General features: G+C 67.1%; 15 protein-coding genes. 8 read left to right on the plus strand and 7 right to left on the minus strand.

Annotated elements, in window-relative coordinates; genetic code table 11:
- On the plus strand, nt 1-498 hold a 498-nt coding region (locus tag ACIBJI_RS07185; RefSeq protein ID WP_397083346.1), incomplete at its 5' end, for a helix-turn-helix transcriptional regulator.
- 11 nt (nt 499-509) lie between these two features.
- On the opposite strand, the gene ACIBJI_RS07190 is transcribed toward ACIBJI_RS07185, so the two are convergent.
- Nucleotides 510-1,250 (minus strand): SDR family oxidoreductase, encoded by a 741-nt coding sequence (locus ACIBJI_RS07190; RefSeq protein WP_364339844.1) that lies wholly within the window; start codon nt 1,248-1,250, stop codon nt 510-512.
- A gap of 107 nt (nt 1,251-1,357) precedes the next feature.
- Here ACIBJI_RS07190 and ACIBJI_RS07195 point away from each other — a divergent pair, with 107 nt between their 5' ends.
- On the plus strand, nt 1,358-1,966 hold the full coding sequence (locus ACIBJI_RS07195; RefSeq protein WP_364339842.1) for a TetR/AcrR family transcriptional regulator: 609 nt from the start codon (nt 1,358-1,360) through the stop codon (nt 1,964-1,966).
- A 95-nt stretch (nt 1,967-2,061) separates the two neighbouring features.
- On the opposite strand, the gene ACIBJI_RS07200 is transcribed toward ACIBJI_RS07195, so the two are convergent.
- Entirely contained in the window at nt 2,062-3,720 is a 1,659-nt protein-coding gene (locus tag ACIBJI_RS07200) for a DEAD/DEAH box helicase (RefSeq protein ID WP_364340690.1), read from the minus strand.
- Between the two features lie 288 nt (nt 3,721-4,008).
- Between ACIBJI_RS07200 and ACIBJI_RS07205 the strand changes: the two genes are divergently transcribed.
- Complete coding sequence (locus tag ACIBJI_RS07205) at nt 4,009-5,220, plus strand: YihY/virulence factor BrkB family protein (protein WP_397083349.1); 1,212 nt, start codon at nt 4,009-4,011, stop codon at nt 5,218-5,220.
- Here ACIBJI_RS07205 and ACIBJI_RS07210 read toward each other — a convergent pair.
- Nucleotides 5,193-5,429 carry a DUF3039 domain-containing protein gene (locus tag ACIBJI_RS07210; RefSeq protein WP_327100152.1) on the minus strand — a complete coding sequence of 79 codons (237 nt, stop codon included), beginning with the start codon at nt 5,427-5,429 and terminating at the stop codon, nt 5,193-5,195. The two genes, ACIBJI_RS07205 and ACIBJI_RS07210, sit on opposite strands and share 28 nt — an antisense overlap.
- Nucleotides 5,430-5,535: 106 nt before the next feature.
- Between ACIBJI_RS07210 and ACIBJI_RS07215 the strand changes: the two genes are divergently transcribed.
- On the plus strand, nt 5,536-5,955 hold the full coding sequence (locus tag ACIBJI_RS07215; protein WP_364339837.1) for a DUF3099 domain-containing protein: 420 nt from the start codon (nt 5,536-5,538) through the stop codon (nt 5,953-5,955).
- A 203-nt stretch (nt 5,956-6,158) separates the two neighbouring features.
- Here the strand turns inward: ACIBJI_RS07215 and ACIBJI_RS07220 are convergent, their stop codons facing one another.
- A complete protein-coding gene (locus tag ACIBJI_RS07220; RefSeq protein ID WP_397083351.1) occupies nt 6,159-7,436 on the minus strand; it encodes an MFS transporter in 1,278 nt (425 codons plus the stop codon).
- A gap of 277 nt (nt 7,437-7,713) precedes the next feature.
- On the opposite strand from ACIBJI_RS07220, the gene ACIBJI_RS07225 reads away from it, so the two are divergent.
- The 3 genes from ACIBJI_RS07225 (at nt 7,714) to ACIBJI_RS07235 (ending at nt 11,207) form a co-directional block, all read left to right on the plus strand.
- Nucleotides 7,714-8,454, plus strand: a complete 741-nt coding sequence (locus tag ACIBJI_RS07225; RefSeq protein ID WP_397083353.1) for a VOC family protein — start codon at nt 7,714-7,716, stop codon at nt 8,452-8,454.
- Between the two features lie 72 nt (nt 8,455-8,526).
- Nucleotides 8,527-10,044: a methyltransferase gene (locus tag ACIBJI_RS07230; RefSeq protein WP_397083355.1), complete on the plus strand. Its 1,518-nt coding sequence runs from the start codon at nt 8,527-8,529 to the stop codon at nt 10,042-10,044.
- Nucleotides 10,045-10,238: 194 nt separating this feature from the next.
- Complete coding sequence (locus ACIBJI_RS07235) at nt 10,239-11,207, plus strand: sigma-70 family RNA polymerase sigma factor (RefSeq protein WP_364351959.1); 969 nt, start codon at nt 10,239-10,241, stop codon at nt 11,205-11,207.
- A 168-nt stretch (nt 11,208-11,375) separates the two neighbouring features.
- On the opposite strand, the gene ACIBJI_RS07240 is transcribed toward ACIBJI_RS07235, so the two are convergent.
- Nucleotides 11,376-11,570, minus strand: coding sequence for a hypothetical protein (locus ACIBJI_RS07240; protein WP_364351956.1), 195 nt, complete (start codon nt 11,568-11,570; stop codon nt 11,376-11,378).
- A 414-nt stretch (nt 11,571-11,984) separates the two neighbouring features.
- Between ACIBJI_RS07240 and ACIBJI_RS07245 the strand changes: the two genes are divergently transcribed.
- A complete protein-coding gene (locus tag ACIBJI_RS07245; protein ID WP_364351953.1) occupies nt 11,985-13,001 on the plus strand; it encodes a LacI family DNA-binding transcriptional regulator in 1,017 nt (338 codons plus the stop codon).
- Between the two features lie 510 nt (nt 13,002-13,511).
- Here ACIBJI_RS07245 and ACIBJI_RS07250 read toward each other — a convergent pair.
- Complete coding sequence (locus ACIBJI_RS07250) at nt 13,512-16,280, minus strand: GNAT family N-acetyltransferase (protein ID WP_364351950.1); 2,769 nt, start codon at nt 16,278-16,280, stop codon at nt 13,512-13,514.
- Nucleotides 16,273-17,550, minus strand: coding sequence for an acetoin utilization protein AcuC (locus ACIBJI_RS07255; RefSeq protein WP_397083358.1), 1,278 nt, complete (start codon nt 17,548-17,550; stop codon nt 16,273-16,275). Before ACIBJI_RS07255 ends, ACIBJI_RS07250 begins: the two co-directional genes overlap by 8 nt.
- Between the last annotated feature and the right edge of the window lie 150 nt (nt 17,551-17,700).

The raw sequence follows: 17,700 nt of genomic DNA on the forward strand, positions 1-17,700 counted from the left end.
TTCGAGCGCGTCGACGAAACTCCGCTCAGCGCCCGCCCGCCCGAGGGCACTCATGCCGAAGGGTCCGCGGCGCCGACCCGCAATCTCACCGATGACATAGCGTCCGCACGACGCGAACGCGCGGAGGCAGTCGTCTTCGACCTTCTCGAGCCGGTCGAGGTGATTCCCGTCGGCGCCCGCCGACCGGTGGATGGCCGAGCCGGACAGGTCGCCGACGCCCTGACCCGAAACCCCGCCGACCCCCGCACCCTCGCCGAATTCGCCGCCTACGCCGCCACCAGCCCCCGCACCCTGGCCCGACTGTTCCTCACCGAAACCGGGATCTGCTTCGGCCAGTGGCGAACCCAGATCCGCCTGGCCGCCTCGCTCCCCCTGCTCGCCGAGGGCCTGCCGGTCGCCCGCATCGCGGGCCGGGTCGGCTACGCCACCCCCAGCGCCTACGTCGCCGCCTTTCGCCGCACCGTCGGCGTCTCTCCCGGCCGCTACTTCGCCGGGTAATCGCGACGGAATCAGGCGTTGGTGCCGCCATCGACGGTGAAGGTCGCGCCGGTGATGCTGCGGCCGGAGGGGCCGGCGAGGAAGGTTACGGTGGCGGCGATGTCGTCGGTGGTGCCGAAGCGACCGAGGGCGGTCAGGTCGATTTGGTGCGGGGCGTGGTCGCCGTCGGCGGGGTTCATATCCGTGTCGGTGGAGCCGGGCTGCACCAGGTTGACCGTGATGCTGCGCGGGCCGAGTTCGCGCGCAAGGGCTTTCGTGAATCCGTTGAGTGCGGATTTACTCAGGTTGTACAGCGCGAGTCCGCCGAATGCGGCGCGCTCGGACAGGTTGCTGCCGATGCTGATGATCCGCCCGCCCTCGGTCATATGTTCGACCGCTGCCTGCGCACCGACGAATGCCGCCCGCGCGTGGATATTCAGCGCGCGGTCGATCTCCTCGACGGTGAATTCCTCGAACGGCTTGGCCGGGAAGATACCCGCGTTATTGACCAGCACATCAAGCCTGCCGAGTTCGACCGCGGCCCGATGCACCGCCGCGACGACCGCGCCCGCGTCGGCGCTGTCCGCCTGGATGGCGATCGCGCGCCGCCCCAACGCTTCCGCCTCGGCTACCACCGATTTCGCCTGCAACTCGTTGTGCTGGTAGGTCAGCGCCACATCCGCGCCCGCGGCGGCCAGGTGCCGGACGATAGCCGCTCCGATCCCCCGACTGCCCCCGGTCACCAGTGCCACCTTGCCCGTCAGATCCGACATCGCAACTCCTCCTAATTCTGTGTCGATCAGTACATAAATAGCTAAGCGCATGGGCGGCGATGCCGTCAAGGGGTATATTTAACGATCGACACAGAAAGGATCGGGCCATGGCCGAACGGGGACGCCCACGCGCGTTCGATCGCGACGTCGCGCTACGTCGCGCCATGGAGGTGTTCTGGGAGCACGGCTACGAGGGCTCGTCGATGAGCGATCTCACCGCGGCGATGGGCATCAACTCACCGAGCCTTTATGCCGCCTTCGGCGGGAAGGAAGAACTATTCCGCGCGGCTGTGGAGCTGTACGGCGAGACCGAAGGCGGCTACACCGCACGCGCCATGCGCGAGGAACCCACAGCCCGTGCGAGCATCGAAGCCATGCTGCGCGACAACGCCATGGCCTACGTCCACGAGGACAAACCGCACGGCTGCATGGTCGTGCTGGCGGGTTCCACCTATACCACCCGCAGCGAAACCATCCGCGACTTCCTGGTCGAAAAGCGCCGCCAGACAACCGAAGACATCCGCGAACGCCTCGAGCGCGGTGTCGCGGAAGGTGATATACCGCCGGAAACCGATACCGCGGCCCTCGCCAGCTTCTACACCACGGTGCTGTACGGACTGTCGATCCGAGCCCGCGACGGGGCATCACACGCCGAACTCACCCAATCCATCGACTGCGCCATGGCGGCGTGGCCCGCATCGGCCATCGCGCGCTGATATCTATCGCTACCCGACCGCGTAGCGCTGTTGGCCGCAGCGATCGCACTTGCGCGGTCACCGAAGCCATTGTGCCGTACTCGACGGCGCCGCGATCACTTCCCGCGCAGGGCTGCGATGCGCTCACCGAGTTGGTCCGCGGTGGCCAATGCCGTTGGCGGACCACCGCACTCGCGGCGCAACTCACCGTGGATCACACCGTGCGGCTTGCCGGTGCGATGGTGATGCATGGCGACCAGGCTGTTGAGCTCGCGACGCAGCTCACCGAGCTTATCCGCGGTCGCCACCCGCTCGGCGGCCGAGGCGACCTGCGGACCAGGGTCGGGCGTCGCCGTCGAACCGCGTTCAGCGAGCTGCTTCGACTGACGTTCACGCAGCAGCGCCCGCATCTGCTCCGCATCCAATAGTCCGGGAATCCCGAGGTAGTCCGCCTCCTCGGCGCTGCCCGCGAAAGTGGCTGTGCCGAAGGAGGATCCGTCGTAGATCACCTGGTCGAGTTCGGCGTCGGCGGCGAGTGCGACGAAGGGCTTCTCGTCCTCGCCCGGCTCGTCCTTCTGTTTGTTCGCATCGATCAGCAGTTCGTCTTCGAGGCCGTTCTGCTCGCGGTGCGGCTTGCCGATGACGTGATCGCGCTGCAGCTCCAGCTGCGCGGCCAGATCGAGCAGCACCGGCACCGACGGCAGGAACACACTCGCGGTCTCACCGGGCCTGCGCGCACGCACGAACCGGCCGATGGCCTGGGCGAAGTACAGCGGTGTCGAGGCACTGGTCGCGTAGACGCCGACCGCGAGACGCGGCACGTCGACGCCCTCCGACACCATGCGCACCGCGACCATCCAAGGCTGGGTGTTCTTGCTGAATTCGGCGATCCGGTTCGAGGAGGACGGATCATCCGACAGCACCACCGCGGGCCGCTCGCCCGAGATGTGTTCCAGCAGTTCGGCGTAATCGCGGGCCCGCTCTTGATCGGTGGCGATCACCAGCCCACCGGCATCGGGCATGCCGGTCGCGCGCAACTGCCGCAGCCGAGTGTCCGCGGCGACCAGCACCTTCGACATCCAGTCGCCGGCCGGATCCAATGCGGTGCGCCAGGCACGGGCGGTGTGTTCGGCGCTCAGCGGCTCACCGAGGCGGGCCGAATACTCCTCGCCCGCACTATCGCGCCAGTGCGCCTCGCCGGAATACGCCAGGAAGACCACGGGCCGGACCACGCCGTCGGCCAATGCCGCCGCGTAGCCGTAGGTGTGGTCGGCGCGAGAGCGCGGGAAACCGGCCTCATCGGGTTCGTAGGTGACGAACGGGATCTGGCTGTCATCGCTGCGGAACGGGGTACCGGTCAGCGCGAGTCGGCGGGTGGCATCACCGAAAGCCTCGGCGGTCGCCTCACCCCAGGACTTCGCATCGCCCGCATGGTGGATCTCGTCGAGAATCACCAGCGTTCTGCGTCTTTCGGTACGGACGCGGTGCCGCGCGGGATGCGAGGCGATCTGCGCGTAGGTGACCACGACGCCGTGATAGTCGCCGGAGGTCGCACCGGTCGCGTTGGAGAAGCGCGAATCCAGCTGAATGCCCACGCGGGCCGCGGATTGGGCCCACTGATGTTTGAGGTGTTCGGTCGGGGCGACCACGGTGACCTGGTCGACGGTGCGGTCGGCCAGCAGTTCGGCCGCGACCCGCAGTGCGAAGGTGGTCTTACCCGCGCCCGGCGTCGCCACCGCGAGGAAGTCCCTGGGCTTGGTGGACAAGTACTTCATCAGGGCCCGGCGCTGCCAGGCTCGGAGCGAACCACCTGTGGAACCCGCGGCGCTCGATTTTTGCGAATCGCCCGGTGTTTCCGCTTCTCCCGCCACAGCGGCGCCACCCGACACAGTCACGAAGACGACCCTAGCTGCCCCCCATGGCGTGTCGCCAAACCGACGCGGTGTGGGCGACGGGCATCACACGCCGAACCGTGCGCCACGCTGTGTTCACCTGGTTCCCATCGACTCGATGCCATGGCAAACCGGAACAATATGCCCGGATGCGCGATGCTGTTAAGCATCATGACCGACGAAAGTGCGCTACCGCGCAACACCCAGGGGACCGGCGACCAGCCGATCCACAGCGGCGGAGGCGGCACGGAACCCACCGCGGCGACCTATGTCCGCGACGTCGCAACGCGGGTTGCGCGACAGGGTGGCAAACTCCTCGTGCGGGTGGCGGTGAAGTCGTGGAACGATTCGATTTTCGCCAAATCCGCGGCCGCGGCGTTCTGGCAGACGATGTCGCTGGCACCGCTGCTGCTCGGGGTCCTGGGCAGCCTCGGTTACGTCGGTGAATGGTTCGGACCCGACACCGTGCAGATCGTCCAGCAGAAGATCATCGCGTTCAGCCGGGATCTGTTCAGCACCAGTGTGGTGAGCGACCTGATCGAACCGACCGTCAGCGATGTGCTCAGTCGTGGACGCGCCGCCTTCGTCTCGGTGGGTTTCGTCATGTCGCTGTGGGCCGGATCCTCGGCTATGTCGACCTTCGTGGATTCGATCGTCGAGGCGCACGGGCAGCAGGATGCCCGGCATCCGGTGTGGCAGCGCCTGTTCGCCTTGCTGCTGTATGTGCTGTTCCTGGTGGTCGCGGTGTTCCTACTGCCGCTGATCGCGCTGGGGCCGACTTTGATCGGTCGGGTGCTGCCGGATTCGTGGCGCGAACCCGGGCTGCGGTTGATCGACTCGTTCTACTACCCGGGCGTCGGCCTATTGCTGATCATCGGGCTCACCACCCTGTACAAGCTGGCGCTACACAAATCGCTGCCGTGGCATCGCTTGTTCGGCGGGGCGCTGGTCGCGGGCGTGTTCTTCATGGCCGCCAGCGAGGGGCTGCGCCGCTATCTGGCCTGGGTCACCAGGACCGGCGTCAGCTACGGCGCGCTCGCGACGCCGATCGCGTTCCTGCTGTTCACGTTCTTCCTCGGCTTCGCGGTCATCCTCGGCGCCGAATTCAATGCTGCGGTGCAAGAATTCTGGCCCGCCCGCAGCACCCGCATCGACCAGGTGAAGGAATGGTTGTCCAATCAGTTGGGCGGGGACGACACCGACACCGACACCGACACCGACCAGGATGATCCGGGCACAGCGAAGCCCCCGAACCCACCGGAGGCTCAGGGGCCGATCGAGCGGACAGACGACAACGGCGCCGATGCCGACCGGGCACGACTCAGCGCGCCCGGCGATCCATCACCGGCGTCGGCTCAGTCGCCCTTGCGCAAGCCGTCGTAGACCTTCTTGCACTCCGGGCAGACCGGCGAGCCGGGCTTCGCCGAGCGCGTGACCGGGAAGACCTCACCGCAGAGGGCAACCACATGGGTGCCCATGACGGCGCTCTCGGCGATCTTGTCCTTCTTCACGTAGTGGAAGAACTTCGGGGTGTCGTCGCCCGTCGTCTCGTCGGTGGTCGTATCCGGGCGAACCAGAGTGTCGGTACTCACGGATTCCATGATGCCGCATACTCGCGGGCTCGGCTGATGACGGTCGGTGTTCATCCAGCTGACCAGGCCATGTGCGGTGTGCCATCGACAGTGGAAGACTCAGGGTATGCAGCAGTACGGCGACACCCCCGACGCCGACGACATCGGCAGCGGTGATCGCCCGGACGTGACAAAGCCGACGCCACCTCACAAGTCCAGCGGCTACTTCCCCGGCAATGACGAGAAGCACCCTGTGCTGATCACCGAGGCCGCGCCGTCACTCGAGGATCAGCACCGAACCAGGGTCCGCCGCTACACCATCATCATGGCGTTCCGCATTCCCTGCCTGATCTTGGCAGCGATCGCCTACAGCGCCTTCAGCAATGCGCTGCTGTCGATCCTGATCATCGCCGCCTCGATTCCGTTGCCTTGGATCGCGGTCCTGATCGCGAATGACCGGCCGCCGCGCCGCAAGGACGAACCGAGTCGGTGGGACCGGCCGCGTACTGCGATCGAATCGCGGCCGCACCGGGCCATCGATTCCTGAGGGCGGTCTCGGGGCGAGGTTCCGGCGGCCGATGGGGGAAGGCGAGCCACGAGCCGAAGGCCTGGCAAGGGAAACAAGCACGAGAAATGCCACCACACGGGCACCGACCCGCCGATACTCAGCTGGACGAGCGATCAATCATCATGCGCTGGTGCATGCAGACGTCAGCGCATTCTCAGGGCTGAGTTCAGGGGTGGCGGCGTTCAGGGGTGGCGGCGGATGCCTGCGGACATGAGGGCTGCGGCGGCGCAGAGGGCGCCGGCGATGTACCAGGCGAGGTTGTAGGAGCCGTGGACGTCGCGGATGATGCCGGCGCCGGTGGCAGCTACGGCGGAGCCGATCTGATGTGAGGCGAAGACCCAGCCGAAGGCGACGGGGCCGTTCGCGCCGAAGAGTTCACGGCAGAGCATGACCGTCGGCGGGACGGTGGCGATCCAGTCCAGGCCGTAGAAGACGATGAATACCCACATGCTCGGCTGGGTGTCCGGCGCGAACAGCGACGGCAGGATCAGCAGCGACAGCCCGCGCAGTGTGTAGTAGCCGACCAGCAGGTAGCGGGGATCGGCGCGGTCGGTGAGCCAGCCGGAGAAGATGGTGCCCGCCACATCGAAGATGCCGACCAGTGCCAGCAGACCCGCGGCGGTCGTGGGTGGCATGCCGTGATCGTGTGCGGCGCTGACGAAGTGGGTGCCGACCAGGCCGTTGGTCGATGCGCCGCAGATCGCGAATCCGCCCGCGAGCAGCCAGAATCCGGGACTGCGTGCGATCGTGGCCAGGACCGTCAGCGCGCGGGTCGCACCGTCGGTCGCCTGCACGCGCAGTCCCACGGTGCTGCCGGGTTCGGCACCATACGCCGAAACGCCTGCATCACTGGGGAAGTCACGGATGAACAGCAGGACCAGCGGCACCACGGCGAGCGCGACTCCCGCGACGATCAGCGAGGGCACCCGCCAACCGTGCGCATGTGCCACCGCGGATACCAGCGGCAGGAAGATCAACTGCCCGGTCGCACCCGCCGCGGTGAGTACGCCGGTCACCAGTCCGCGCTGGCGCACGAACCAACGGCCGGTGATCGTCGCCACGAACGGCATGGACATCGATCCGACCCCGACCCCGACCAACAGGCCCCAGGTCGCCACCAAATGCCAAGGCTGGGTCATGAATACGGTGAGCCCGCTACCCGCCGCGACGAGTACCAGGGCGCACGCCACCACCCGGCGGATACCGAATCGGTCCATCAGTGCCGCGGCGAACGGCGAAATCAGCCCGTACAACAGCAGATTCAGCGAGACCGCGGCCCCGATGGTGCCGTGCGACCAGCCGAACTCCTCGTGCAGCGGATCCAGCAGCACACCCGGCACCGACCGGAACGCCGCCGCGCCCAACAGCGCGATAAATCCCACACCGGCGACGATCCAGGCGGGATGCAGCCGCCTCGGCACGGAATCGACAGGTACCGGAGGCGTCTGCAGTTCAGTCACCCGCTGAGCGTGCCGGAATTTCGCTCATCGAACGAGTGGCCGGAATGCCATAAACCGCCAAGATCGTGCCAGTTTCGGCCCCATCCGAAACCGGCTCGACAGCATCGCGGGCGAACACTTACTCTGTGGCGGGGGTAAGAGACGGGAACTCTCTCAGCATCAGTGAAGTGCGACACATCCGCGTCAACACGGCGCGGGCGGCTCCGAATCGCCGGAAGATGCGACAACTGCACGCTGGTGGCGGCGCGGGAACTCCCGCCAGGAAACAGGAGAAAGCATGATTCGGTGGGTCTGGGCCTTCCTCGACCGCCCGACGCAACGTTTCGACGAATGCGCGACATTCTGGTCGACGATCACCGACACCGAACTCTCGCCGCGACGCGGTGAGAACGACGAATTCCTAACGCTCCTACCGGATCCCGCACTCTTCGCCGATGCGGGGGTCAAGATGCAGGCGGTGACCGGACTCGGCCGGGTACACCTGGATCTCGACGTCGAGGATGTCACCGCCGCGGTCCGCATCGCACTCGATCTCGACGCGGAACTGGTCGCCAACCACAAGAGCTACGCCGTGCTGCGCTCGCCGGGCGGTCAGATCTTCTGCTTCACTCCCAGCGGCCGCGCGAAGGGCACCCCCGCTCCGGCCGTGCGTGCTCCGGACGGCCCGCTCACTCGCCTCGATCAGGTCTGCCTCGATATCGGCCCGACCGACTACGCCGCCGAAACCCGGTTCTGGACCACCCTCACCAACTGGGACCTGACGCAGGGCCGCCTGCCCGAATTCACCCGGCTACGCGCGAAGGAGCCGATGCCCATCCAGCTTCTGCTGCAGCGCCTCGGCGAGGACCGGCCCGCCAGCGCACACATCGACCTTGCCTCCGCGGATATCGACGCCACCGCAGCGTGGCACGAGTCCCTCGGCGCGACGCTGGTCGAGCGGCACGAGCACTGGATCGTCATGTCCGATCCGGCCGACGCGCCCTATTGCATTACCGGCCGCGATCCGAACGGCGTCTGAGGTCGCGCGCTGTCCATGTGACACGACGAGCACGTTTCGGTTGCTGGCGTGTCGCGGTGGCAGAGTACCGGTGTGCCTACCAACCAGACGACCACCGGATCGCTGCTCACCGCGCTGTGTCCAGATCTGCGGGCCGCGCTGACCCGCGTCGGTTACACCGCCGACACCCTGCTGGAAGTGCTCGGCCCCGACGTGCACGCCGCACTGGGCCGCTCCGAACCGGTACCGGTGCGACGGGCCGCTCGCCAGGCTGGCACGCTCGGCACACTGATCCGCCTGTTGCTGCTCGGTGACGCACTGCCCGAACGCGAGGTCGCGGCCGCTCTGGCACCGGTGGGTATCGACCGCGCGGTGGCCGCTGGCCTGCTCGCGTGCGACGGCGATGATGTGCGCGCGGCCCTCGACCTGCGTCCGCTCGATGCGGGCGAAGGCACTCGCTGGATTCTGTCCGACCTCGACGACTCGATGTTGCGGCGCACCCTGACCGAGGATCATGTGCTCGGCGTCGGCCACGCCTCCCTCTCGCTGCTGCGCGCCACTCCTACCCGCCGCGTCGGTTCGGTCCTCGACCTGGGCACCGGCTGCGGCGTTCAGGCCGTCCACGCCGCCGCGTATGCGGACCGGGTGACCGCGACCGACGTGAACCCGCGTGCCCTGTGGTTGGCCGAGGCGACGGCCGCACTCAACGGACTCGATATCGAACTTCTACCTGGTTCCTGGTTCGAGCCGGTGGCCGGTCGGCGCTTCGACCAGGTGGTGGCCAATCCGCCGTTCGTCGTCGGGCCGGCACGCATAGAGCACACCTACCGCGACTCCGGCCTAGCACTCGACGGCGCAAGCGAATTGGTGATCTCGCAGGTTCCTAGTGTGCTCGCCGCCGGTGGCACCGCCGCGATGCTGGCCGCGTGGGTGCATCTGGACGGCGAGGACTGGCGCCAGCGCGTCTCGTCCTGGCTGCCGCCGCACGGCGTCGATGCCTGGGTGGTCCAACGCGATATCGCCGATCCGGCCCTCTATGTCGGAACATGGCTACGCGACGCGGGTTTGGATCCGCGCGACCCGGCCGCACAGGCCCGCGCCGAACAGTGGCTGGACGCCTTCACCGCCGCGGATGTCGAGGGCATCGGCTTCGGCTTCGTCTATCTGCATGCCATCGATGGTCCGACCGAACTGCTTGCCGAGGATCTGACGCACGGCTTCGACGATCCGCTCGGCGCCGAAGCCACTGCGTATTTCGAGCGCTCGGCCTGGTTGCGCCGTGCCGCCGCCGAGGAAAACCTCGCCTGGTCAACACGTTTCGTGGTCGATCCCGCGACCGCACTGGAACGGGTCTATCTGCACGGCGAATTCGGTTGGGAGCAACAGGTCGCGCGGCTGCACCGCGACGACGGTCCGCGCTGGCAGCACGAGGTGGACGAGTCCACCATCGCACTCGTCGCGGGAATGCGCGCCGACGGTTTGCCGTTACAACAGCTGATAGAACTGCTCGCGCTCGCCCACGGATCGGGCGAAGTCACCGAGGAGTTCACGGCGGACGCATTATCCGTGGTGGCCGGGTTGGTTCGCCACGGTTTGGTGCGGCCCGTGTAACGAAGCGGCAACCATTCCCGTCCCGCCGGACGCTTCGCGCACGGGTGGTTCCGACAGGGTGGGGTTCTCAGGAACTTCTCAGACGCAAGTGATGGAAACCGCAGTTCAGAGCGGTTTATCGGAGCTATAGCGGGGAACTTTCTACTTGTCGGGTCCGTTGTTCGGAGTGAGACACCACCGACAGGAGGCAAGTCATGACAAGCCCCGCCACCACTCGTGTGCGCACCAGCGATTCGGACCTCGACGCCCAGAGCCCTGCAGCCGACCTGGTACGCGTGTACCTGAACGGGATCGGCCGTACCGCACTGCTCACGGCAGCCGATGAGGTCGAGCTGGCCAAGCGCATCGAGGCGGGCCTCTATGCGCAGCATCTGCTGGAGACCGGCAAGCGATTGTCGGCCACCCGCAAGCGCGATCTGGCCATCATCGTTCGCGAAGGCCAGTCGGCACGCTCGCATCTACTCGAAGCCAACCTCCGGCTCGTGGTCTCCCTCGCCAAGCGCTACACCGGCCGCGGTATGCCGCTGCTGGACCTGATCCAGGAGGGCAACCTCGGCCTGATCAGGGCAATGGAGAAGTTCGACTACTCCAAGGGATTCAAGTTCTCCACCTATGCCACCTGGTGGATTCGACAGGCCATCACGCGCGGTATGGCCGATCAGAGCCGCACCATCCGCCTGCCCGTGCATCTGGTCGAGCAGGTCAACAAGCTGGCCAGGATCAAGCGCGAACTGCATCAGCAGCTCGGTCGCGAGGCCACCGATGCCGAACTCGCCAAGGAGTCCGGCATTCCGGTCGACAAGATCTCCGATCTGCTCGACCACAGCCGCGACCCGGTAAGCCTGGATATGCCGGTCGGCAATGACGAAGAGGCACCGCTGGGCGATTTCATCGAGGACTCCGAGGCCACCTCGGCCGAATCCGCCGTGATCGCCGGGCTCCTGCACCACGATGTGCGCAGCGTGCTCGCCACCCTGGACGAGCGCGAGCAGCAGGTCATCCGGCTGCGCTTCGGCCTGGATGACGGCCAGCCGCGCACCCTCGATCAGATCGGCAAGCTCTTCGGACTCTCCCGCGAGCGTGTTCGTCAGATAGAGCGTGAGGTCATGTCGAAGCTGCGCAAGGGTGAGCGGGCCGACCGCCTGCGCGCCTACGCCAGCTGATTTCGCAATAACCCGTGCCGGTGATCCCGGCACGTGCCCATGACGCCGGACCCCTCCGAGGCCGCTCCGGCGTCCGGCTTGGTGACCCGGGCGGTCACCTCGAACGCCGGCCGGTGACCGCGCGTCCCGCCCCCTCCGGGTTCGCGCGAGCCGGTCGGCGAACCTCATTCAATCCCCGCCGAGTTCGTCGTTGACCGTGACGTTCTCCGGTTTCAGTGCGAGTGCGGAGTTCTCGGCCTGCAGATCGAACCGAATCGCCAAATCCTCCTGCACTCGGCCGATTCCGACGCTGGCCTGGACAGGTCGTGCGGTGGCCGGCGCGAGCGGCAGGCACATCGAGTTGCCGCCCATCCCGCCTGCCATCCATCCCGCCTGCCGCCCATCGGGCGCATCGCCTATCGGGCGCATCGCCTATCGGGCGCACCGCCTATCGGGCGCACCGCCTATCGGGCGCACCGCCTATCGGACGCCGCGGCCCATCGTTATCGCGCGCCGCCGCCTGTCCACCGCACGCTGCCGTCTATCGCGCTTGCGCCGATATCCGATACCCGTCGCCACTGATCACCCGCCGCCGGCGTAAACAATTCGACTCAGCTGAACGCCCGAACCGCGCCAGATGGTGGCTGTAGTCGTTATCGGAGGACAACGGAGGGACGCCTGCCGCGCTGCTGATATCTGCACGCCATGGCGGGCAGGCTGCTCCCGGATCTGAATCCGGCGCTTGGAGTAGGGATGACGGGAGGTGGGGTGGTGCGGCGGCCGCTTAGTATTTCTGCGATGCAGGGACCCACGCTCCGGGATGTGGCCAACGCGGCTGGTGTGCACACGGCAACGGCGTCGCGCGCTTTGAATCCCAATGCCCGCGCCTTGGTGAATCCGGAGACCGCGCGGCGGGTGTTGCGGGCGGCGGAAACGCTCGGTTATCGGCCGAATCCGATTGCCAGGGGTTTGAAGACCGGAAAGTCAGGGACGATCGGGCTGGTCATCCCCGATCTCACCAACCCGTTGTTTCCGTCGATCGTGCGCGGCATCGAGGATGTACTGGCCGCCGCCGGGTACAGCAGCCTCATCGTCGACACCGACCACCGGCCCGATCGCGAGCAGGCGCAGATCACCTCGCTGCGCTCGCGCCAGGCCGAGGGTTTGATAATCGCCACCGCACTGCTGGAACATCCACTGCTGCAGCAGTTGCATGAGCAGCGCGTGCCGATGGTGCTGGTCAATTGCCGCACCCAGGGTCTCGCTGTCGGATCTGTCGCCGCCGATGACGCGGCTGGCATCGGGCTCGCCGTCAAGCATCTCGTCGAACTGGGCCACCGCCGGATCCTGCACCTCGCAGGCCCACAAACCACCTCCACCGGTGTCGAGCGTCTGCGTGCCTTCCGGACCGCCGCTCACGAACACGGTCTTGACGACTCCGATCGAATCATGGTGTGCGACAGGTGGACCGAAGACGCCGGAGCCCGAGCGCTGCACACCGCACTGAACTCCGCCGACGATTTCACCGCGATTGTCGCCGGAAACGACCTCATCGCCCTCGGCTGCTACGACGTCTTCGCCGAACGAAACATCAGCTGCCCCACCGACATCAGCGTGACCGGCTTCAACGGCATGCCCTATCTCGACAAGCTCAGTCCCCCGCTGACCACCATCGCCATCCCGCACCGCGACATCGGCCGCGAAGGCGCGCGCATGCTCCTGGAATCCATCGCCGAACCCACCCGAACCCACCGCTCCGTTCTCCTCCCCCCGTCCCTCGTCGTACGCAGCTCCACCGCCCCACCGCACCGCTGATGTATCCCGCGGTTACTACGCGTGCTCCCGCGCACAGGCCACAGTCCCTGCATACTCACCACCGATCGAACTGGGTCCGTGCGCTACGCAGCGGCGATGCGAACTACCTGCTCCGGGCCTCCGCGCTGACCGATCCGACCGCAACCGCAACCCCACAGATTCCTCGGCCGCAGCCACGGTCCTCTGCACCGCTAACCACCGAGCGAATCGGTATATGCGCTACCCGACGGCGCTTCGCACCAGCCAACGCGAGACCCCTACGCTCGCGAGTGCAGCAGGCCGCCGCCGCGTTGACCGGACAGCACCAGCAGCCCGCGCAACTCCGCGGTGGTCGACGAGCGCCCGATACTCCCCGGCGCCGCCGCGGGTGCGGGTGCACTGCGCGCCCCGATCGAACCGGCCAACGCCCGGCGGCGATTCGCACCGCTGACGTGGGATTTCGATGCGTGCGAGAACAGCAGATCGGCGAATTGGGTGGCGGCGGGCTCGCACGGTCCGGGGCAGCGGGGCTCAGCCGAGGCGGCGGGGGCCGGAGTCGAAGCGGCTGGGTTGGCGGCCGAAGCGGGCTCGGGCGTAGAGGATCGCGGCGGCGTTGGCGGAGGCGAGGACGGGGTCGAAGGACAGTTCTCGCATTTCGGGGAGGTCGTCGAAGAGGGCCGAGACGCGTTGGACGAGTTCGACAAGGGCGGGTTTGTCGACGCGGGGGCTGGCGGGGGTGCCGGAGAGGAGAGGGGCGGCGCGAGGGGCGTCGATGAGGGCGCTCGCTTCGTCGGCCGTGAGTGGGAGGGCGCGGTAGGCGCGGTCGCCGAGGAGTTCGATGATCATGCCGGAGAGGCCGAATTCGATGACCGAACCGAAGGACGGGTCGTCCTGCACCCGCAGCACACAGCCAACACCGGGGGAGGCCATCTTCTGGATGTGCACGGCCGGATCACCGCACAGTTCCACCAGATGCGCATAGGCTTGGCGAACGGCCTCCGGGCGCCACAGGTCCAAACGAACCCCGCTGAGATCCGGTCGGCGCCGCCACATTTCGCCGGTCGCCTTGGCCGCGACCGGATAGCCGAGTTCCTCGGCCGCCGCCACCGCCTCGTCGGCGCTGCGGACCTCGCGGAATTCGACGACGTGAATCCCGTAGCAGTCCAATAGATCGACGGCTTCCAGGTCGGTGAGCCAACGCCCGTCGGATTCGGCCATCCAGCCCGCGACCAGCCGCTTGGCCTGTTCCGCGTCGATACCGGCCGGACGCACTACCGTCGACACCGGTTTCGTGCGCCACTGCGCGTACCGATGTGCCCTGGCCAGCGCCCGTGCGGCGCGCTCCGGATCCGGATAGGACGGTATCGAGCCGCGCACCGCTGTACCGGCCGGACCACGCATGGCCAGCAGGTTCGGAATCCCCTGCTCGGCGACGAAAGTGGTGAGAATAGGTTTCGCCGCATCGGGTACGGCCGCCGCGGCCTCGCGAATGGCATCGGCGAATCCGGCCATCCGCAGCGGCACCGGCGGCGCGAAAACCACGATCACCGAATCGATCTCGTCCGAGCGCAACGCGGCGACCACCGCATCCAAGTAGGCACCCGGCGTCGCGTCCGGTCCCAGGCTCACTGGATCGCCGATCGACTGCTCGTCCACCACACGCTCGGTCGGGCGCGGGCGTCGAACGCCGTCGTACGGCACCGTGGCGGGACGTCGAACCTCGAGCCCCTCACCGCGCGCGGCATCGACGGCCAACCAGTTCAACGCCGCACTATTGCCGATCACAGCGACCCGCGGACCCGCGGGCAGCGGCTGATAACCCAGCAGCGCCGCACAGTCGAACAGTTCCGAAATAGAGTCGACCTGAACGATTCCCGACTGCACGAACAGGTCGCGCACGATGGATCGATCCATATCCCCGGTCGGCTGGGACCGCGCTGCCAAACGTCCACTGCTCACCGCGACGATCGGTTTACTCCGCGCGACCCGACGCGCGATCCGGGAGAATTTGCGCGGATTACCGAAGCTCTCCAGATACAGCAGGATCACATCGGTGGCGGAGTCGGTGTCCCAGTACTGCAGCAGGTCGTTGCCGGACACATCGGCGCGATTGCCCGCCGAAACGAAGGTCGACAACCCCAGATTGCGTGCGGCAGCTTCACCGAGGATGGCCGCACCCAATGGACCGGACTGACAGAAGAATCCGATGCGCCCGCGCCCGGGCAGCACCGAGGCCAGGGTCGCGTTCAAGGAAACCGAGGCATCGGTATTGGCGATGCCGAGCGCACTCGGCCCGACCACCCGCATCCCGTGCCCGCGCACCGCGGCTACCAGCTCGTGTTCGGCGACCACACCATCTTCGCCGGTTTCCGCGAAGCCCGCGGTGAGCACCACCAATCCCTTGACGCCCTTGGCCATACAGTCGTCCAGAACCGAACTGATCGCCTCGGGTGGCACGGCGACCACCGCGAGATCCACCTCATCGGGAATATCGCGCACCGTCGGGTACGCCCGTACCCCGCGCACCGATCGCCGATTCGGATTGACCGGGAAAACCGGCCCCTGGAACATTCCGGACAGCAAATTGGCCAGGATCACTCCACCGACCCGGGCCGGGCCCATGGTGGCGCCGATCACCGCGACCGAACGCGGCGCGAGCAGATTGCCGACACTGCGCGCCTCCGAGGCGCGCTCACGCGAATCCCGCACCGAGAGCAGAGCTTCGGTGGGATCGATGGCGAATTCCAGATGCAGCACCGAACCGTCCCTGGCGCGCTCCACCTGGTAGCCCGCGTCACGGAATACGGTGACCATCACAGTGTTCTCCGCGAGCACCTCCGCGACGAACGTCTCGATCTTGTTCTCCGCGGCCGCGCCCGCCAGATGTTCGAGCAGAATCGATCCGAGTCCGCGTCCCTGGTGTTCGTCTGCCACCACGAATGCGACTTCGGCGGCGCGTGGTCCGATGCGGTCGGTCAGCAGTTCATAGCGGCCGACCGCGATGATCGCCTCACCGAGGACCAGCAGCAGTCCGACCCGGTCGTGGTGGTCGACGTGGGTGGAGCGGTACAGATCCTTGGGCGAAATGCGCGGGTACGGACCGAAGTAGCGCAGATATCGGGAACGATCCGACAGCGCCGCGTGGAATTCCTGCAGCCGCTCGGCATCATCGGGCGTGATCGGGCACAGTCGCACCACGCCGCCGTCGGAGGCCAGTACATCGGCGAACCAGTGCTGCGGCGGCGGTGGCGGCACCGCGGGCGTGCTCGGGGAGTCCGGGACGGGTGGGTTCTCAGTCACGGGGGTCCTCCGGATCCAGGCCGAGCAACCCGAAGGTGGCTCGGCGCGTGGCCAATACGGCCATATCGATTGCGCGTTGCGCACGGTCGGTGCGCGCGTCCCCAGTTTCCCCGGTGCCGCCGGGACCATCCCATGGGTGGTAGGCGGTGTTACCACCGTCACCCATGGTGCGCGGCGGATCGACGGTCGGCGCCGCGGATCGGATCATATCGATCCAGTCCTGCGGCACCGCGGTTTCCGGTGCGATGGTGCGGTCCAGCGCAGTCGCCAGCAGATGCGTCCAGGCGCGCGGCACCACCCGCACCAGGCCGTAGCCACCGCCACCGACGGCGAGCCAACGGCCTTCGGCGTATTCGTCGGCCAGATCGCGCATGGCGATGAAGGCGGCGCGTTGCCCGTCGACGGTCAGTTCCATATCGGCCAGCGGGTCCTCGCGATGAGTGTCGACACCGCATTGGCTCACCACGATCTGCGGACGGAAGGCCGCGAGCGCACCGGGCACGATCGCGTGAAAGCCGCGCAGCCACTGGGGATCTCGGGTGCCCGGCAGGACCGCCAGATTGATCGCGGTGCCCTCGGCAGCACCGTGGCCGGTCTCCTCCGGCCAACCGGTATTGGGCCACAGGGTGGCCGGATGCTGATGAATCGAGATCGTCAGTACCCGGGGGTCGCCGTAAAAGGCGCGCTGCACACCGTCGCCGTGATGCACGTCGACATCAAGGTAGGCGATCCGGTCGAATCCGTTGTCCAGCAGCCAGGAGATGGCCACGGCCGCATCGTTGTAGATACAGAATCCCGCCGCCGAATCCGGCATCGCGTGGTGCATGCCGCCGCCGATGCTCACCGCGCGCCGGGTCCGCCCGTGGGCGATCTCGCGCGCGGCGGTCAATGTGCCGCCGACGATCACCGAGGCCGCCTGATGCATCCGCGGGAATACCGGATTGTCCGGTGAGCCGAGGCCATACGGAGGTGCGAGCGGCGCACCCGCGGGCGGTGTGGCGTGTTCGACGGCTTCGATGTAGTCCGCGGTGTGGATGCGCAGCAAATCGGACACTTCGGCCCGCTCGGGCACCAATCGCTCGACACCGTCGAGTAATCCGAGACTTTCCGCCAAGGCCATGGTGAACTGCAGGCGCGCCGGTTTCATGGGATGCTCCGGCGTCCACGCGTAGTCGAGGAAACGGTCGGTCCAGACGACGGTCCCGGATCGCGCCTCGAGATCACCTTCGTCGAGCGGCGCGGACTGTTCGCCGTGCGGTGCAGTGGCCATGCTCGCAACGCTACGCGGGAAGGTAACGGCCCCGTTGGACGTTCGTATGCAGTAGAAATACAAGCAAGAGCGAACACGGTGACAGGCCGTGCGCCGACAGAATTCCCACAGCGCAGTCACGGGTGTAGCGCGAAACCACGCGGCACGCGG

Origin of the sequence: Nocardia sp. NPDC050408, from assembly GCF_044458905.1 — a bacterium.
Classification (GTDB): domain Bacteria; phylum Actinomycetota; class Actinomycetes; order Mycobacteriales; family Mycobacteriaceae; genus Nocardia.

Excerpts from the sequence above, each read along its gene's own strand:
- ACIBJI_RS07190 (WP_364339844.1), bottom strand. The coding sequence starts at position 1,250 with ATGTCGGATCTGACGGGCAAGGTGGCACTGGTGACCGGGGGCAGTCGG.
- ACIBJI_RS07235 (WP_364351959.1), top strand. The coding sequence starts at position 10,239 with ATGACAAGCCCCGCCACCACTCGTGTGCGCACCAGCGATTCGGACCTC.
- ACIBJI_RS07255 (WP_397083358.1), bottom strand. The coding sequence starts at position 17,550 with ATGGCCACTGCACCGCACGGCGAACAGTCCGCGCCGCTCGACGAAGGT.
- ACIBJI_RS07245 (WP_364351953.1), top strand. The coding sequence starts at position 11,985 with ATGCAGGGACCCACGCTCCGGGATGTGGCCAACGCGGCTGGTGTGCAC.
- ACIBJI_RS07200 (WP_364340690.1), bottom strand. The coding sequence starts at position 3,720 with ATGAAGTACTTGTCCACCAAGCCCAGGGACTTCCTCGCGGTGGCGACG.
- ACIBJI_RS07240 (WP_364351956.1), bottom strand. The coding sequence starts at position 11,570 with ATGGCAGGCGGGATGGGCGGCAACTCGATGTGCCTGCCGCTCGCGCCG.
- ACIBJI_RS07215 (WP_364339837.1), top strand. The coding sequence starts at position 5,536 with ATGCAGCAGTACGGCGACACCCCCGACGCCGACGACATCGGCAGCGGT.
- ACIBJI_RS07225 (WP_397083353.1), top strand. The coding sequence starts at position 7,714 with ATGATTCGGTGGGTCTGGGCCTTCCTCGACCGCCCGACGCAACGTTTC.
- ACIBJI_RS07195 (WP_364339842.1), top strand. The coding sequence starts at position 1,358 with ATGGCCGAACGGGGACGCCCACGCGCGTTCGATCGCGACGTCGCGCTA.
- ACIBJI_RS07205 (WP_397083349.1), top strand. The coding sequence starts at position 4,009 with ATGACCGACGAAAGTGCGCTACCGCGCAACACCCAGGGGACCGGCGAC.